Raw genomic sequence first — 13,917 nt, 5'->3', positions numbered from 1 at the left:
TCTACTTAAATGTACAAAATCCCAGCCAATCAACGATGGCTGTCTTAGTCCTTTTTTAATCACTTTTATTTTTATACGCCAAGTTTTGTCGTTCCCGGCATTGATATTTGCCCCATAAAGATTCAGATAAAATCAGGAAAAACTTCTGTTGATCTGAGACGATACACCAAGAACATAAAATAGTACTCATGAAAAAACTAAAAGATGAATTTTAAAGATCCTTTTAAAGAAATGGTCGATTTTGACCAGATAAGCCGGGAAATATGGGCAGATATGAAAGGAGAAAAGGTCGCAACCAATTCCATAGAACCCTTTTTTACGAACCTGTGGGTGAATGAGGGAAAGCTTTTCCGATTGCTTGCTTCTTCTACAGACTTCAATTCCTATCTTTTTGATGCGAAGAAAAACTTTATTGACTATTCACAAGAAGTAGAAGAAGTAAACCTAAAGGAAATACCTCCTGCGAAAATTGACAACGTAAGAGTGAAGACCAAAATGATTGAGAAATTAGTCATCCGGGAGCCTGAAATAGATGCCAAACAATTTCAAAACTCTTTTCTGGAGCGCCTTGATAAAAAGGTATGGGTGAATGTAAGTCCAGGATATATTGATCCTAAAAAGTACACCCATCACACGGAAATAGGCATCAGGGAGAGAAAAATTGACTGTACCATCAACATTCCCTATCGTGAATACAACAGGGAAGCCACTCAGACTGTCATTAATGAAGTGGAAACCACCATAAGCTATTCTTCACAATCTCCTGATGCTATAAAAATTAAGCTCAGCGATGTGGAAGATTATATGGACGTTATCACGTACCTTTTTCCTTACCACCGCGAAATGGCACAGGTAGCCCTCATTGCCCGTTTTGAAGAGGCAGGAAGCGGACTCACCACCATTGATGATCTGATGTTCTTCTACAATCAGCTTCCTAATTTTGCCCTTACGGGTCTCGATTATAAGGGGAAGGCAAAAAAGCTTTCAGATGAATTATTATGGGATCATTTTATCCAGTTCTTAAATTACGATTCTCAACTGATTCGCGATGTAGATTCAATCGGTAAGGCGGCCGCTTTGGCCGTAGAACCTTTCAGAGATAAAAGCAGATATGCCATCCGTATCCTTACCGCAATTTCCGGGGAATTTGTTTATAAAAAAATTAAAAACGACCCCAAGCTCATTCTTCACATTTACCATTCTTTAGATGGTGAGAGTGTCTACATGGGGAAAGGTATTATATCTGAAGCTGGCCAGGCGGCTTATGGCGAAATGTTCGAAAACAAAGAACTTTTTGTCATTTACGTAACCGCTTTCATGCAGGCTCAGCATGCGATGGATGATGCGCACCAGCCTTTACAAAAGGGGAGCCTTTTCGCCTTTGGAGTGAGTAGAGATTCCGATACGATAGAAAGACATTGTGAACTTACCGGATACTTTATGGAAGGAGATCCTGATCATATTGTCACACTGATCAATACCGTAAAAGTCTTTAATCTGAAAACGAAAGAAATTGAAGCTGAAAACGAGATTGAAAATGGAGAATTCAGGCCGCTGGACATGCTGCATCTCAAGATTTATGAAAAGGAAAAACTTAGGACGGACACAATTCAAACGATTGAAACGGATACTGAAGTTCCTGCCCTATTTCTATATCACATCGCACAAAAGAAAGCCGCAGAAGATGCGTTAAGATATCTGCGAGTTGCTGCAGATATCATCGTCATATCTGTCAGTCTTGCCGCCATAGAATCCGGAGTATCGGGATTGCCTTTATACGCCGCCTACGCAGATCTTGGACTGGCTCTTTCAGATTTCTACATAGAAACCCAGCTGAGGGATGAGCTTACAATGACCACCCGCGGAAGAAAACTATTAGAATTATGGGATGATATCTATATCGCTCAGGGTACCGCAAGTGCTATGGTGAGTATGTTGCCAAAAGCACAAAAAGCACTGGATGCCACCGTAGAGGTCTTATACACTTCCAGGTATCCACGTCAACAGGAAAGCCTGCAAAAGTTAATCAAAAATACATTATATTCGTTTCCATTAAGGAATTACTCCAAAAATGGATTAAAAGTTCTTTCAAATGCCAGCGTTGAAAATATTACCACGCATGCTTCTGAGTTCAAGAAACTGAAAGTGCTTTTTGTAGAGAATGCGGCGAAGGAAATAGGAGTTCTCCATAAAGGAAAATTATTTTTCAAAGGAAATTCTCCTGCAAGAACGAATACTTTTTTAGATTATGTCTATAGAAAGGCAGGAGGAAATGCAGGTAAGCTTGAAGAAGAATTTAGCAGGCTTACAGGAATGGCAGAAAACCTTCCCATTTCTAGCAAAATTATAACGGTAGAAAAGTTCGAGTCAGGATTAAAGGCACTTCAAGAATCTAATATTACAGCTGAAAATGCAATAGACTTCTTTAATGAAGCAAGAATTTATTTTAATCATAAAATAGCATTAAATGAGGAGGGTAAAAAAATTGTTGTACAAATAGCTAGTCATAATTGTGTAGAAGTGGTAAAAGTAGTAGAAGAATTTTTTAGAACTGGAAATATTAATAACGCTGCTGTTTCTGAAGCTCAAGACTATCTGGTAGATCTTAGTTTATGGTTTCAAAATAATTATGGAATTAAGAGAGGTCTTGAACATATTGACAATGTTGGTGTTTTACATACAAGGATGATTAATGATGAAAGAGGAATTCTTCTTTGTATAAGAGGAAGTAGAAAACAACATCATGTTATAAATGTTATTAAAAAAAGTGATAGTAAAATTGCAACCTTTATTGATTTACAGACTATCGAAGGGAAAATAAATCTTAAAAAAGGGGAAGAATTCATCAAATTTAAATATATGAAAACAAATTAAAAATTAATAAAGTAATGTTAACAGAACAACAAGTTATAGAAGTCGCAAAAAATTACGTAAAAGAAAGAAAAGAGAAGAGTGGATTAGACCTTGTCATTTTAGATAACGAAGCAATAAAAAAGCCTTATGGTATAATATTTTTCTACAATACAAAAAAATATAATGATACTAGAAATGATGACGATAATACCTTACTTGGGAATGCTCCTTTCTTGGTAGAAAACAAAACAGGAAACATTGTCGTATTTGGAACCAGCAAGTCTGAAGAGTATTATATTCAGGAATATGAAGCAGGAAGATTCACTAATACATTTGGATTTAATAGTAGTCTTGAATAATTTACAGCCACCTTCGGGTGGCTTTTTTATAGATAAATAGCTTCAATCTCATGCATAAAAGGGTTCGAAATAGTCTTCAATACTCTGTTCACCATATACCTTTCTCCACATTCTTCATTTATATTTCTGAAATTGAAGTTTTTAATAGAAATTACCTAAATAAAACATATATTATAAACCGACAAATTTTAGTAAATTTGCAGACTTAATTAATCAACGATATTGAGATATTTACAATGAGCCAATTTAAAGAATACAAAAACCTCAACCTTATTGACGTAGCAGAGAATGTAGCGGAATTTTGGAAACAAAATAAAACTTTCAATAAGAGTGTTGAGATTCGTCAGGGAAATCCTGAGTTTGTTTTTTATGAAGGTCCGCCTTCAGCAAACGGTATGCCTGGAATTCACCACGTAATGGCAAGAGCATTGAAAGATATTTTCTGCCGTTACCAGACTCAAAACGGGAAGCAGGTTTTCCGTAAAGCAGGCTGGGATACGCATGGTCTTCCCGTGGAGCTGGGTGTAGAAAAAGAATTAGGAATTACTAAAGAAGATATTGGCAAAAAAATCTCGATTGAAGACTACAACAAAGCTTGTCGTGAAGCGGTAATGCGTTATACTGATGTATGGAACAACCTGACTGAGAAGATCGGATATTGGGTAGACCTTGATGATCCGTACATCACGTATAAATCAAAATATATGGAAACGGTTTGGTGGCTGCTGAAGCAATTGTATGATAAAAGCTTATTGTACAAAGGATACACCATCCAACCCTATTCTCCTAAAGCAGGAACAGGACTTTCTTCCCACGAGCTGAATCAGCCGGGAACGTATCGTGATGTTTCGGACACCACGGTTGTGGCTCAGTTTAAAGTGAAGAAAGATTCTTCAGCATTATTCAATGATGTTGAAGGAGATGTACATATCCTGGCATGGACGACGACACCATGGACGTTGCCATCCAATACGGCCCTTACCGTAGGTAGAGATATTGAATATGTAGTCGTTAAAACGTTCAATCAATATACATTTGAGCCTATCACAGTAGTTCTTTCAAGCGTTCTTTTACCTAAGGTTTTCGGTAAAAAATATGCAGAAGGTACCGATGAAGATTTTGCCAACTATACTCCTGAAACGAAAGTAATTCCGTTCAAAATTTTAAAAGAATTTACCGGAGAAAAACTTGTTGACACGAGATATGAACAATTAGTTCCTTGGTTTACGCCTAACGATAACCCTGAAAATGCATTCAGAGTGATCCTTGGAGACTTCGTAACGACAGAGGATGGTACAGGTATCGTTCATACGGCACCTACATTTGGTGCGGATGATGCGAGAGTGGCTAAAATGGCTCAGCCTGAGATCCCTCCAATGTTGGTGAAAGATGAAAATGACAATCTTGTTCCATTGGTAGATTTACAAGGTAAGTTTATCAAAGGGGACAATGTTCCTGAATTATTCTCAGGAAAATACATCAAGAATGAATACTACGATGAAGGGACTGCTCCTGAGAAATCATGGGACGTGGAACTTGCCATCCTGCTGAAAACAGAAAACAAAGCCTTCAAAGTAGAGAAATATGTCCACTCTTATCCACACTGCTGGAGAACAGACAAGCCGGTATTGTATTATCCTTTGGATTCCTGGTTTGTGAAAATGACCGCTGTAAAGGACAGGCTGGTTAATCTGAACAAGGAAATCAACTGGAAGCCGAAGGCTACCGGAGAAGGACGTTTTGCCAACTGGCTGGAAAATGTAAATGACTGGAACCTTTCCCGTTCAAGATATTGGGGAATTCCGTTGCCAATCTGGAGAACAGATGACCTGAAAGAAGAAAAGATCATCGGTTCTGTAGAGGAACTATACAACGAAATCGAGAAATCAATTGCTGCAGGGCTAATGACTGAAAACCCATTCAAAGGGTTTATCATCGGTAATATGGCAGAGTCTAACTACGAGCTGGTGGATCTTCACAAAAATGTAGTGGACAAGGTAATTTTAGTTTCGGATTCAGGAAAAGCAATGAAACGTGAGAGCGACCTGATCGACGTTTGGTTCGATTCAGGTTCTATGCCTTATGCGCAGCTGCATTACCCTTTTGAAAACAAAGAATTGATAGACAACAATAAAGCATTCCCAGCTGACTTCATCGCAGAAGGTGTTGACCAGACCCGTGGGTGGTTCTATACCCTTCATGCCATCGGAACTGCTGTTTTTGATTCGGTTGCTTATAAAAATGTAATGAGTAACGGTCTTGTTCTGGATAAGAATGGACAAAAGATGTCCAAACGTTTAGGCAATGCCGTAGATCCGTTCGAAACTCTTTCTGTATACGGACCGGATGCTACCCGTTGGTATATGATCTCCAATGCAAACCCATGGGAAAACCTGAAGTTTGATATTGAAGGAATTGATGAGGTAAGAAGAAAGTTCTTCGGAACCCTTTACAATACCTATTCGTTCTTTGCTTTATATGCCAATGTTGACGGCTTCAACTATACAGAAAAAGAAGTGGAAAACCGTCCTGAAATCGACCGATGGATCCTTTCTGAGCTGAACCTTTTAATCAAGGAAGTGAAAGCATTCTACGAGGATTATGAACCGACAAGAGTAGCAAGAGCAATCAGCACATTCGTGAATGATAACCTGAGCAACTGGTACGTAAGATTATGCAGAAGACGCTTCTGGAAAGGAGATTATTCTGATGACAAGATCTCTGCTTACCAGACTTTATATACCTGTCTTGAGGTCGTGGCAAAACTATCTGCCCCTATTGCTCCATTCTTTATGGATCAGCTGTATCAGGACCTGAATAAAGTGACAGGAAAAGAAAACTGTGAATCTGTCCATTTAACGGATTTCCCTGTTGCCGATGAAAGTTTAATCGATCAGGATCTTGTGGAAAAAACGCATTTGGCTCAGAATATTACAAGTATGGTTTTCTCTCTGAGAAAGAAAGAAAATGTAAAAGTACGTCAGCCGTTACAAAAGGTATTGGTTCCGGTATTGGATTCCAAAACAGAAGAGCAGATTCTAGCCGTAGCAGATCTGATCAAGCAGGAAGTGAACGTGAAAGAACTCCAGCTGATCAATGCTGAAGAAGCCTCTCATCTGATTGTAAAACAGATAAAACCCAACTTCAAGGCTCTGGGGCCTAAGCTGGGCAAAAATATGAAAGTAGTTGGCGCTGAAATCAGCAGCCTGACTGCAGAGCAGATTACTGCACTTGAGAAAGAAGGGAAACTGGATGTTCAGGGATATGAAATCACCGTTGATGATGTAGAGATTTCTACTAAAGATATCCCGGGCTGGACGGTAACTTCTGACGGGAAAACAACTGTGGCATTAGATTTGACGTTAACAGAAGAATTAAAATCTGAAGGGATTGCAAGGGAGTTCATCAACAGAATTCAGAACCTGCGAAAAGATAAGGACTTTGAACTGACAGACCGGATCAATATCTTCATTGAGGAAGCCTCTCCATTTATTGAAGACGTTAAGAAAAATGAGGAATATATTTCTTCCGAAGTCTTGTCAAATAAAATAGAAATTGTATCTTCACTTTCAAATTTTAACGAAATCGAAATAGATGAGGTTAATTTTAAGATAAACGTCGAAAAAAATTAACATGTAGTTATTATATTTCAAATTCCATTTCATAATTTTATTAAAAAAGAGAAAGAATATGTCAGACGAAAGAGTTAGATACAGCGATGCTGATTTACAGGAATTTAAGGCGATCATTAAAGAAAAAATAGAAAAAGCAGAAAAAGATCTTCAGCTTATCAGAGAAAGTTTCATCAATGACCAGAATAACGGAACCGATGATACTTCACCCACGTTCAAAGCTTTTGAAGAAGGGGCTGAAACGTTAAGCAAAGAGCAGAATTCTATTTTAGCTGGAAGACAGGAAAAATTTGTCCGTGATCTTAAAAATGCATTAATCAGAATCGAAAATAAGACCTATGGGGTCTGCAGAGTAACAGGTAAATTGATCCCGAAAGAAAGACTTTTAGCTGTGCCTCATGCTACGCTGAGCATTGAAGCGAAAAATATGCAGAAATAACCACAAGGTTTTGTAAAATAATATTGGGTTTATATCGTATTCATGAATACTATATAAACCTAATTTTTAATGTATACCCATGAGCGAGTTATTAATTTTGGGAACGATCGTTGTTATCGTATTGTTGTTTTTTAACAGGGAACGGATCAGAAACAGGTTCTTTCCCGCCTCACAGAAAAACTACTATACCATTGATGATCAATTCAATTCAGACAAACGCGAACGGGAAAAAGAAATTGACAGACTATTGAGTAAGATGGGCAAAAACGGAGTCAGTGACTTGTCTGAGAAAGACAGGAAAAGACTTGATGAACTGTCCAAAATGTAATAAAAAATATAAGAAATGGAATCTATCATAGTACATCCAAAAAATTCTATGGAGCTTAACGCTTTGAAAAGCGTTCTGAAAGAAATGGGCATTAAATTTGAAAAGGCTCATGTAAAAAGCGCATATAACGGTCAGAAAGTGATTAAGAAAGCGAGTGATAACAAAAATGTGAAAGCCGCTCCAAAATCTTCAAAACCTAAAGGACAGGAATGAAAAAGATCTTAGCGATAACATTTTTGGTCCTGTTGATCGACCAGGCTTCAAAAATTTATATCAAAACCCATTTCAGCTTGGGCGACAGCGTATCTGTCCTTCCAGGATTTAAACTAACCTTTGTAGAAAACCCAGGAATGGCTTACGGTCTTCACTTTGGTGGAATTATCGGTAAATATTTTCTGGTCATCCTTAGGATCTTCTTAATTGGAGGAATGGTATATATGTTTAAAAAATGGTTAAAAGAAGGGGCCTCCAATTATCTCTTAATCCCTATGGCGGTTATCTTTGCAGGAGCTATCGGAAACCTTATAGACGGAATGTTTTATGGGATGATCTTTGATAGCGGAACCATGTACGATCCAAGCATTGACCGATGGATAGATTACGGTGGAATTTCGAAAATAGTTCCGTTCGGCCATGGATACTCTACCTTCATGAAGGGCTGCGTGGTAGATATGCTTCATTTCCCACTGGTAGACTGGAATGTTCCTGAAAGCGTTCCTTTGATCGGCGGAAAACATATTGAATTTTTTAAATACATCTTCAATGTAGCCGATTCAGCCATTACGGTAGGCGCTGCTTTACTTCTTATTTTTAGAAAAAAAGCTTTCCCGAACGGCCTTGAGTTTTAAAAAATGAATATTGATGAAAAAAATAATTAAAAATATTTTCAAAATTTTCCTGCTTCTTCTGGTAGCAGGAATTATTTTTATTGCCTGGGCCAACTACAGCATCAGACAAGCAAGTGAATCAAAAGTTTCCTATACTATTGCCGATGTCCCTGAAACAAAAACAGCATTGCTGCTGGGAACCGGAAAAACACTCAGTAACGGGATGCCTAACGCCTACTTCTACAACAGAATAAAAGCTGCGGCAGACCTTTACAGAAGTGGAAAAATACAATACATCATTGTAAGCGGCGACAACAGTACCAAAGAATATAACGAGCCGGAGGACATGCAGTCGGCACTGATGCAGAGCGGAGTTCCGAAGGATAAAATCATTCTTGATCATGCCGGATTCAGAACCCTGGACTCAGTCGTAAGAGCAAAGGATATTTTCGGACAGCAAAAACTGGTAATCATTTCACAAAAGTTCCACAATGAGAGAGCCGTCTTCCTGGCTCAACAAAACGGTATGGAAGCCTTCGGCTATAATGCTGCCGATGTCAATAAATATGCAGGTTTAAAAACCAATCTGAGAGAGTATCTCGCAAAGACCAAAGTGTATTGGGATTTACTCTTTGGAGTGGAACCAAAATTCGGAGGAGAAAAGATTATAATTCCATAATATTTTCCCACGGATCTCACAGATTTTCACGGATGATTGAGAAAAGATAGATTGATTATTTTGGATTGATATATTTTGGCTGAAGCCGATGGATATTTATTAATCTGGCCGGGCTAAAGCCCAGCCCTATTGATAGAGCCAAGCAAATATTGAGATTTAACGATAAGATCTTTTATCTTTTATCTTTTATCTTTTATCTTTTATCTTTTATCTTTTATCTTTCGTTATTCCCTTCAAACCTCGTAAATTTGCAATTCATTAATTTTAAATATAAATTTTTAACAAATGTCAAGAATTCTTACCGGCATTCAAGCCACCGGAACTCCCCATCTTGGAAATCTTCTTGGGGCGATTATTCCTGCTATCGAACTATCTAAGCAGGAAGGAAATGAATCATTTTTATTTATCGCTAACCTTCATACGCTTACGCAGATCAAAGATGCGGCAGTGTTGAGACAGAATACCTACGAGATTGCTGCGGCTTGGCTTGCTTGTGGACTGGATACAGAAAAAACGTTTTTTTACAGACAAAGTGATATCCCTGAAACCTGTGAACTCTCTTGGCATTTATCATGTTTTTTTCCATATCAGAGATTGACATTGGCTCACTCCTTCAAGGATAAGGCTGACCGTCTTCAGGATGTGAATGCAGGACTGTTTACTTATCCTATCCTGATGGCTGCTGATATTCTGCTGTATGATGCAGAGGTGGTACCTGTAGGAAAAGATCAGCTTCAGCATCTGGAAATTGCCAGAGACGTAGCTTCGAGGTTTAATAATCAGATGGGTGAAGTTTTTGTATTACCACAGTCTGAACTTCAGGAAGACACAAAGTATGTTCCTGGAACAGATGGGCGTAAAATGTCCAAATCAATGGGAAATATCATCAATATCTTCCTGCCTGAAAAAGAATTGAAGAAACAGGTGATGAGTATTGAATCCGATTCTAAATCTTTAGAAGAGCCTAAAGACCCTAAAACTGATAAAACATTCCAGATTTTTGAACTGATCGCCACTCCTGAGCAAACCGAAGAATTAAGAGCAAAATATCTGGCTGGTAACTACGGATACGGACACGCGAAAAAAGAATTGCTGGAGCTGATCCTGGTACGTTTTGCCAAAGAAAGAGAAACATTCACTTATTATATGAACAATCTTGACGAACTGGAAGCAAAATTGCAGCAAGGAGCTGAAAAAACAAGACCGGTTGCTTTGGATACCCTGAAAAGGGTGCGAACAAGCTTAGGATTTTAATCCGGGATTTTCAAAATATATGAAAACAGGCTGTCACATGTGACAGCCTGTTTTGCTATCTTCTTGTCAATATTATTGTGGGGATAAAAGTACTGATTTGTTTTTCACAAGGATGAAATAATGCATTTGATCTTCAAATTCATATATAATGTCCCAACCTTGATACTGCCTGATAATGGTCTTAATGATAGACAGGCCTAAACCGGTAGAGGTATGATCTGCTCCCTGTTTGTAAAAACGGTTAAAGATCCTGTCTTTATCCAGTGGGCGATCAGCACCACTGTTCTGGAAGGTTATCCTGTCGTCTTCAATAATAATGTTTAAAGTCCCGTCTTCCTGATTATATTTTAAAGCATTCTTAATCAGATTAGAAAGCAGGATATCAGCAAGGTCCTTATTAAAATCAGCAGCAAACATTCCCTTTTCTATCACGCTGACTTCAACTTTTTTAAAGGCAATGAAATCCTCATAGTTTTGAACCAGTCTTGCAATCAAAGCGTTGAAATCCACTCCAGAGGTTGTATTGAACTGGCTGTTTTCGATTTTGGATAGCATCAGTAAAGATTTATTCAAACCTACCATTCTTCTCAGGTCATTTTTAACCTCAGTAAGAAAGTTCAGCTGTTTTTTATCAGGATTTTCATTCTGAATCAGAAGATCTATCTTGTTGATCATAATGGCCAGCGGTGTCTGAAGTTCGTGAGACGCGTTTTCAATAAACTGCTTCTGCTGATAAAAAACAAGCTCATTACGCTCAACCATTTCATTGATTTCGTTATTCAGTTCTTCAAATTCCATGATGGAATATTCTTGTTTTTCATTCGAAAAAGGAATCCCGAACTGATATTTTTTGAGCTTATCCAGAATCTGATAAAACGGTCGCATCGCTTTATTGAGAAGATAGGTATTAAGCACTACAATACTGATTACTAAAAGGATATACAGAACAATCAGGGCTGTTGTAAGGTCATAGACCAATTCATCCTCTTCTACGGTAGATGTTCTGATGACCAGCCTCCGGTTATTTTTGTATTGATCGATAAAGTCCGCTTCAAGCACGCGATAGGGCTGATCCTGATCGTCGTACTCCATATAATACATTTTGTTGTACAGCCTGCTTTTATTCTTATAGTCTTCGGCCTTGATCGGTGTGATCTTAAATTCATTAAATCCGAACTCCGTATTTTCCAAAAGCTGTGGATTCAGATATACCGCTTTAATGATCTGTATCTTTCGGTCTTTCAGCCCGTCATCTACATTGTCATAGACTTCATCAAGAATATAGGCGTAGAACAATCCTGCCCATACTGCAATAATCAGCAGCAGGATCATGATCAGGTATTTAATGGTATAATATTTTAATGAAACTTTCATCAGATCAATTTATATCCTATCCCATATACCGCCTGAAAATCTGCTTCCGCATGGAGGGTTTTCAACTTTTTACGAAGATTTTTAATTTGTGAGTAGATAAAATCCAGGCTGTCTGCCTGATCGATATAATCTCCCCAGATGGCCTCTGCGAGAGTTGTTTTCTGCAGTGTTTTTCCAGGATGTATTACAAAATAATACAGCAGATCATATTCTTTACGGTTAAGCATCAGCTCGTCGTTGCCGATCTTTACAGTCCTGTTGTCCGGATCAATACTGATATTCTTATATCTTATTACTGTTTCACCATCCTGATTTTTTCTTCTGATCACAGATTTTATCCTCGCCATAAGCTCTGCAAGGTGGAATGGCTTTGCCAGATAGTCATCTGCTCCTATTTCCAGCCCGGTCACTTTATCATCTACAGAATCTTTGGCCGAAAGGATGATCACAGGATCTTTTTTATGCATCTTTTTGAGTTCCCTCAGCAAATCTATTCCGCTCCCGTCCGGCAGCATAATATCAAGCAATATACAGTCGTATTCATAAGAGATCATTTTATCCAGCCCGGAACTGTAATTATGAGCATACTCTACAATAAAATGCTCTGCCTCCAGAAATTTCTGAACAGTTTCTCTTAATTCCGGTTCATCTTCAACGATTAAAATCTTCATAGGGCTGGATATATAAGCAATCCTTTATCATTAAACTGATATCAAATATATGAAATTATATGGAGGAAGCCCGAGGCCTAAGAATACATTGTCAGTACCAGAACAATTTGATATAGGACTGATAGCACATCAATGATATACCAGTGATCTCCGACTCCATTGCTACCACTCTTTCTCATCATTACAATTCTTTGAGCTTCAATTAATCGTCAATTCTCTTAAAATTTCCGTTTCTGTCAAACTCAAGTTCCAATCCATTGGACAACTCTGCCTTGTAAGACCATCGTTTTTTCTCGATCTTCATAATGTAGGTGTTCGGAAAATTTTTAGTGCTGTAGTTTCGGATGGCTGTAGGAATAAAACCATAAGGCAGCTTTTGATGTTTACCATCTACCTCCTTCCAGTTTCCACTGCTGTCAAATTCCATTTTCATTCCATTATTGAGGTGCACTTTGTACTCATCAACACCATAGATCTCACGGTCTTCTACAGCTGAGCTTACTGCTATGCCTTTAAAATGGGAGGCAAGAAAGTTTTTAGCCGTTTTAGGCAGCTGATTCGGAGATATTACTTTGTCCTGTGCAGACATCACTCCCCCTATCAACATAAAAATGAACATAAGTACGCCGGTTATTTTCTTTACATTTTTCATAATACTACGTTTTTCTTTATTATTATGAAGCAAAGTTGCGAATCAATTTGGGAAAGAATTGGGAATAGCTTTATAGCAAAAAAAATTTCAAACAAAAAAGCCACTAAGAAGTCTTAATGGCATACTTATACTTAACAGACTGAGGCGTCTGATTTATAAATAATCTTTAATCTGGTGAAGATGGGTTATGGCTTTTAATCCATCTTTCTGTTTTTCTTCTTTATAAACATCAAAGAAGATAGCATCCATTCCAAAATCGGTAGCCCCCATTGCATCGGCGATCCAGTCGTCCCCTATCAATATGCTTTCTTCTTTTCTGGCTTCAGAAAGGCCTAGTGAATATTCAAAAATCCTCGGATTAGGTTTCCTTACTCCCACTGCATCTGCACTGGTAATGGTTTTAAAATAAGGAGCGATCCCTGATAAGGAACACTTTCTCTCCGTTACCTCCTGAAATCCATTGGAAATGATGTGAAGCGTATAATTTTTAGCTTTTAAATATTCAAGTACATCTTCTGCCCCGTCTACCAATTCGTTGTGGCTTACAATATTATCCAGAAAATTTTCTTCAAAATAAAGAGCCAGCTCCTTATTGTCAACTCCGAAATGCATGAAGGAATCGTAAAAACGGTGTTCTCTCAAATATTCTTTGCCAATAATTCCGTCTCTTATTTTTTCCCACAAGTCTTCATTGATGTCATGATAAACAGAATGAAATTCTTCGAAGTCGATATGATACTTCGAAGTGATGTCCTGTTTTTCAAAAAGATCCTTGATGGTCAGATAGGCATTTCTGCGGTGATCCCATAACGTATTGTCGAGATCAAAAAAAACATGCTGCATTTTCAT

General features: G+C 38.0%; 13 protein-coding genes. 9 read left to right on the top strand and 4 right to left on the bottom strand.

Annotated features, from left to right (window positions below):
- Positions 1-204 precede the first annotated feature (204 nt).
- The 9 genes from DRF67_RS08180 to trpS all read left to right on the top strand — a co-directional run bounded on the left by DRF67_RS08180 (position 205) and on the right by trpS (position 10,371).
- A complete protein-coding gene (locus DRF67_RS08180; RefSeq protein WP_115927805.1) occupies positions 205-2,874 on the top strand; it encodes a hypothetical protein in 2,670 nt (889 codons plus the stop codon).
- A gap of 14 nt (positions 2,875-2,888) precedes the next feature.
- Entirely contained in the window at positions 2,889-3,212 is a 324-nt protein-coding gene (locus DRF67_RS08175; protein WP_115927804.1) for a hypothetical protein, read from the top strand.
- Between the two features lie 236 nt (positions 3,213-3,448).
- On the top strand, positions 3,449-6,844 hold the full coding sequence (gene ileS, locus DRF67_RS08170; protein ID WP_115927803.1) for an isoleucine--tRNA ligase: 3,396 nt from the start codon (positions 3,449-3,451) through the stop codon (positions 6,842-6,844).
- Positions 6,845-6,902: 58 nt separating this feature from the next.
- Positions 6,903-7,283 carry a TraR/DksA family transcriptional regulator gene (locus tag DRF67_RS08165; RefSeq protein WP_002983772.1) on the top strand — a complete coding sequence of 127 codons (381 nt, stop codon included), beginning with the start codon at positions 6,903-6,905 and terminating at the stop codon, positions 7,281-7,283.
- Positions 7,284-7,362: 79 nt separating this feature from the next.
- Positions 7,363-7,611, top strand: a complete 249-nt coding sequence (locus DRF67_RS08160; protein WP_115927802.1) for a DUF6576 domain-containing protein — start codon at positions 7,363-7,365, stop codon at positions 7,609-7,611.
- 15 nt (positions 7,612-7,626) lie between these two features.
- Positions 7,627-7,824, top strand: a complete 198-nt coding sequence (locus tag DRF67_RS08155) for a DUF2683 family protein (protein WP_115927801.1) — start codon at positions 7,627-7,629, stop codon at positions 7,822-7,824.
- Complete coding sequence (locus DRF67_RS08150; protein ID WP_115927800.1) at positions 7,821-8,459, top strand: lipoprotein signal peptidase; 639 nt, start codon at positions 7,821-7,823, stop codon at positions 8,457-8,459. The genes DRF67_RS08155 and DRF67_RS08150 overlap by 4 nt, the downstream gene beginning before the upstream one ends.
- A 13-nt stretch (positions 8,460-8,472) precedes the next feature.
- Positions 8,473-9,117, top strand: a complete 645-nt coding sequence (locus tag DRF67_RS08145; protein ID WP_115927799.1) for a SanA/YdcF family protein — start codon at positions 8,473-8,475, stop codon at positions 9,115-9,117.
- Between the two features lie 285 nt (positions 9,118-9,402).
- Positions 9,403-10,371: a tryptophan--tRNA ligase gene (gene trpS, locus DRF67_RS08140; protein ID WP_115927798.1), complete on the top strand. Its 969-nt coding sequence runs from the start codon at positions 9,403-9,405 to the stop codon at positions 10,369-10,371.
- Between the two features lie 72 nt (positions 10,372-10,443).
- Here trpS and DRF67_RS08135 read toward each other — a convergent pair whose 3' ends face one another.
- From DRF67_RS08135 to DRF67_RS08120, 4 genes are all read right to left on the bottom strand, one after another.
- On the bottom strand, positions 10,444-11,745 hold the full coding sequence (locus DRF67_RS08135) for a sensor histidine kinase (protein WP_115927797.1): 1,302 nt from the start codon (positions 11,743-11,745) through the stop codon (positions 10,444-10,446).
- Positions 11,745-12,416, bottom strand: a complete 672-nt coding sequence (locus tag DRF67_RS08130; protein ID WP_115927796.1) for a response regulator transcription factor — start codon at positions 12,414-12,416, stop codon at positions 11,745-11,747. Before DRF67_RS08130 ends, DRF67_RS08135 begins: the two co-directional genes overlap by 1 nt.
- Before the next feature lie 202 nt (positions 12,417-12,618).
- Positions 12,619-13,068 carry a PepSY-like domain-containing protein gene (locus DRF67_RS08125; protein WP_115927795.1) on the bottom strand — a complete coding sequence of 150 codons (450 nt, stop codon included), beginning with the start codon at positions 13,066-13,068 and terminating at the stop codon, positions 12,619-12,621.
- A gap of 153 nt (positions 13,069-13,221) precedes the next feature.
- The gene (locus tag DRF67_RS08120; RefSeq protein WP_115927794.1) at positions 13,222-13,917 is read right to left on the bottom strand and encodes a YjjG family noncanonical pyrimidine nucleotidase; all 696 of its coding nucleotides are present in this window, start codon (positions 13,915-13,917) and stop codon (positions 13,222-13,224) included.

The organism is Chryseobacterium pennipullorum (assembly GCF_003384725.1).
Taxonomy (GTDB): Bacteria; Bacteroidota; Bacteroidia; order Flavobacteriales; family Weeksellaceae; genus Chryseobacterium; species Chryseobacterium pennipullorum.
This window is presented reverse-complemented; position numbering and strand designations above follow the sequence as displayed.

What these genes read in the sequence shown, in the direction of transcription:
- DRF67_RS08155 (WP_115927801.1), top strand. Translation starts at nt 7,627, where the DNA reads ATGGAATCTATCATAGTACATCCAAAAAATTCTATGGAGCTTAACGCT.
- ileS (WP_115927803.1), top strand. Translation starts at nt 3,449, where the DNA reads ATGAGCCAATTTAAAGAATACAAAAACCTCAACCTTATTGACGTAGCA.
- DRF67_RS08165 (WP_002983772.1), top strand. Translation starts at nt 6,903, where the DNA reads ATGTCAGACGAAAGAGTTAGATACAGCGATGCTGATTTACAGGAATTT.
- DRF67_RS08145 (WP_115927799.1), top strand. Translation starts at nt 8,473, where the DNA reads ATGAAAAAAATAATTAAAAATATTTTCAAAATTTTCCTGCTTCTTCTG.
- DRF67_RS08160 (WP_115927802.1), top strand. Translation starts at nt 7,363, where the DNA reads ATGAGCGAGTTATTAATTTTGGGAACGATCGTTGTTATCGTATTGTTG.
- DRF67_RS08125 (WP_115927795.1), bottom strand. Translation starts at nt 13,068, where the DNA reads ATGAAAAATGTAAAGAAAATAACCGGCGTACTTATGTTCATTTTTATG.
- DRF67_RS08120 (WP_115927794.1), bottom strand. Translation starts at nt 13,917, where the DNA reads ATGAAAATGCAGCATGTTTTTTTTGATCTCGACAATACGTTATGGGAT.
- DRF67_RS08175 (WP_115927804.1), top strand. Translation starts at nt 2,889, where the DNA reads ATGTTAACAGAACAACAAGTTATAGAAGTCGCAAAAAATTACGTAAAA.
- trpS (WP_115927798.1), top strand. Translation starts at nt 9,403, where the DNA reads ATGTCAAGAATTCTTACCGGCATTCAAGCCACCGGAACTCCCCATCTT.
- DRF67_RS08130 (WP_115927796.1), bottom strand. Translation starts at nt 12,416, where the DNA reads ATGAAGATTTTAATCGTTGAAGATGAACCGGAATTAAGAGAAACTGTT.
- DRF67_RS08135 (WP_115927797.1), bottom strand. Translation starts at nt 11,745, where the DNA reads ATGAAAGTTTCATTAAAATATTATACCATTAAATACCTGATCATGATC.
- DRF67_RS08180 (WP_115927805.1), top strand. Translation starts at nt 205, where the DNA reads ATGAATTTTAAAGATCCTTTTAAAGAAATGGTCGATTTTGACCAGATA.
- DRF67_RS08150 (WP_115927800.1), top strand. Translation starts at nt 7,821, where the DNA reads ATGAAAAAGATCTTAGCGATAACATTTTTGGTCCTGTTGATCGACCAG.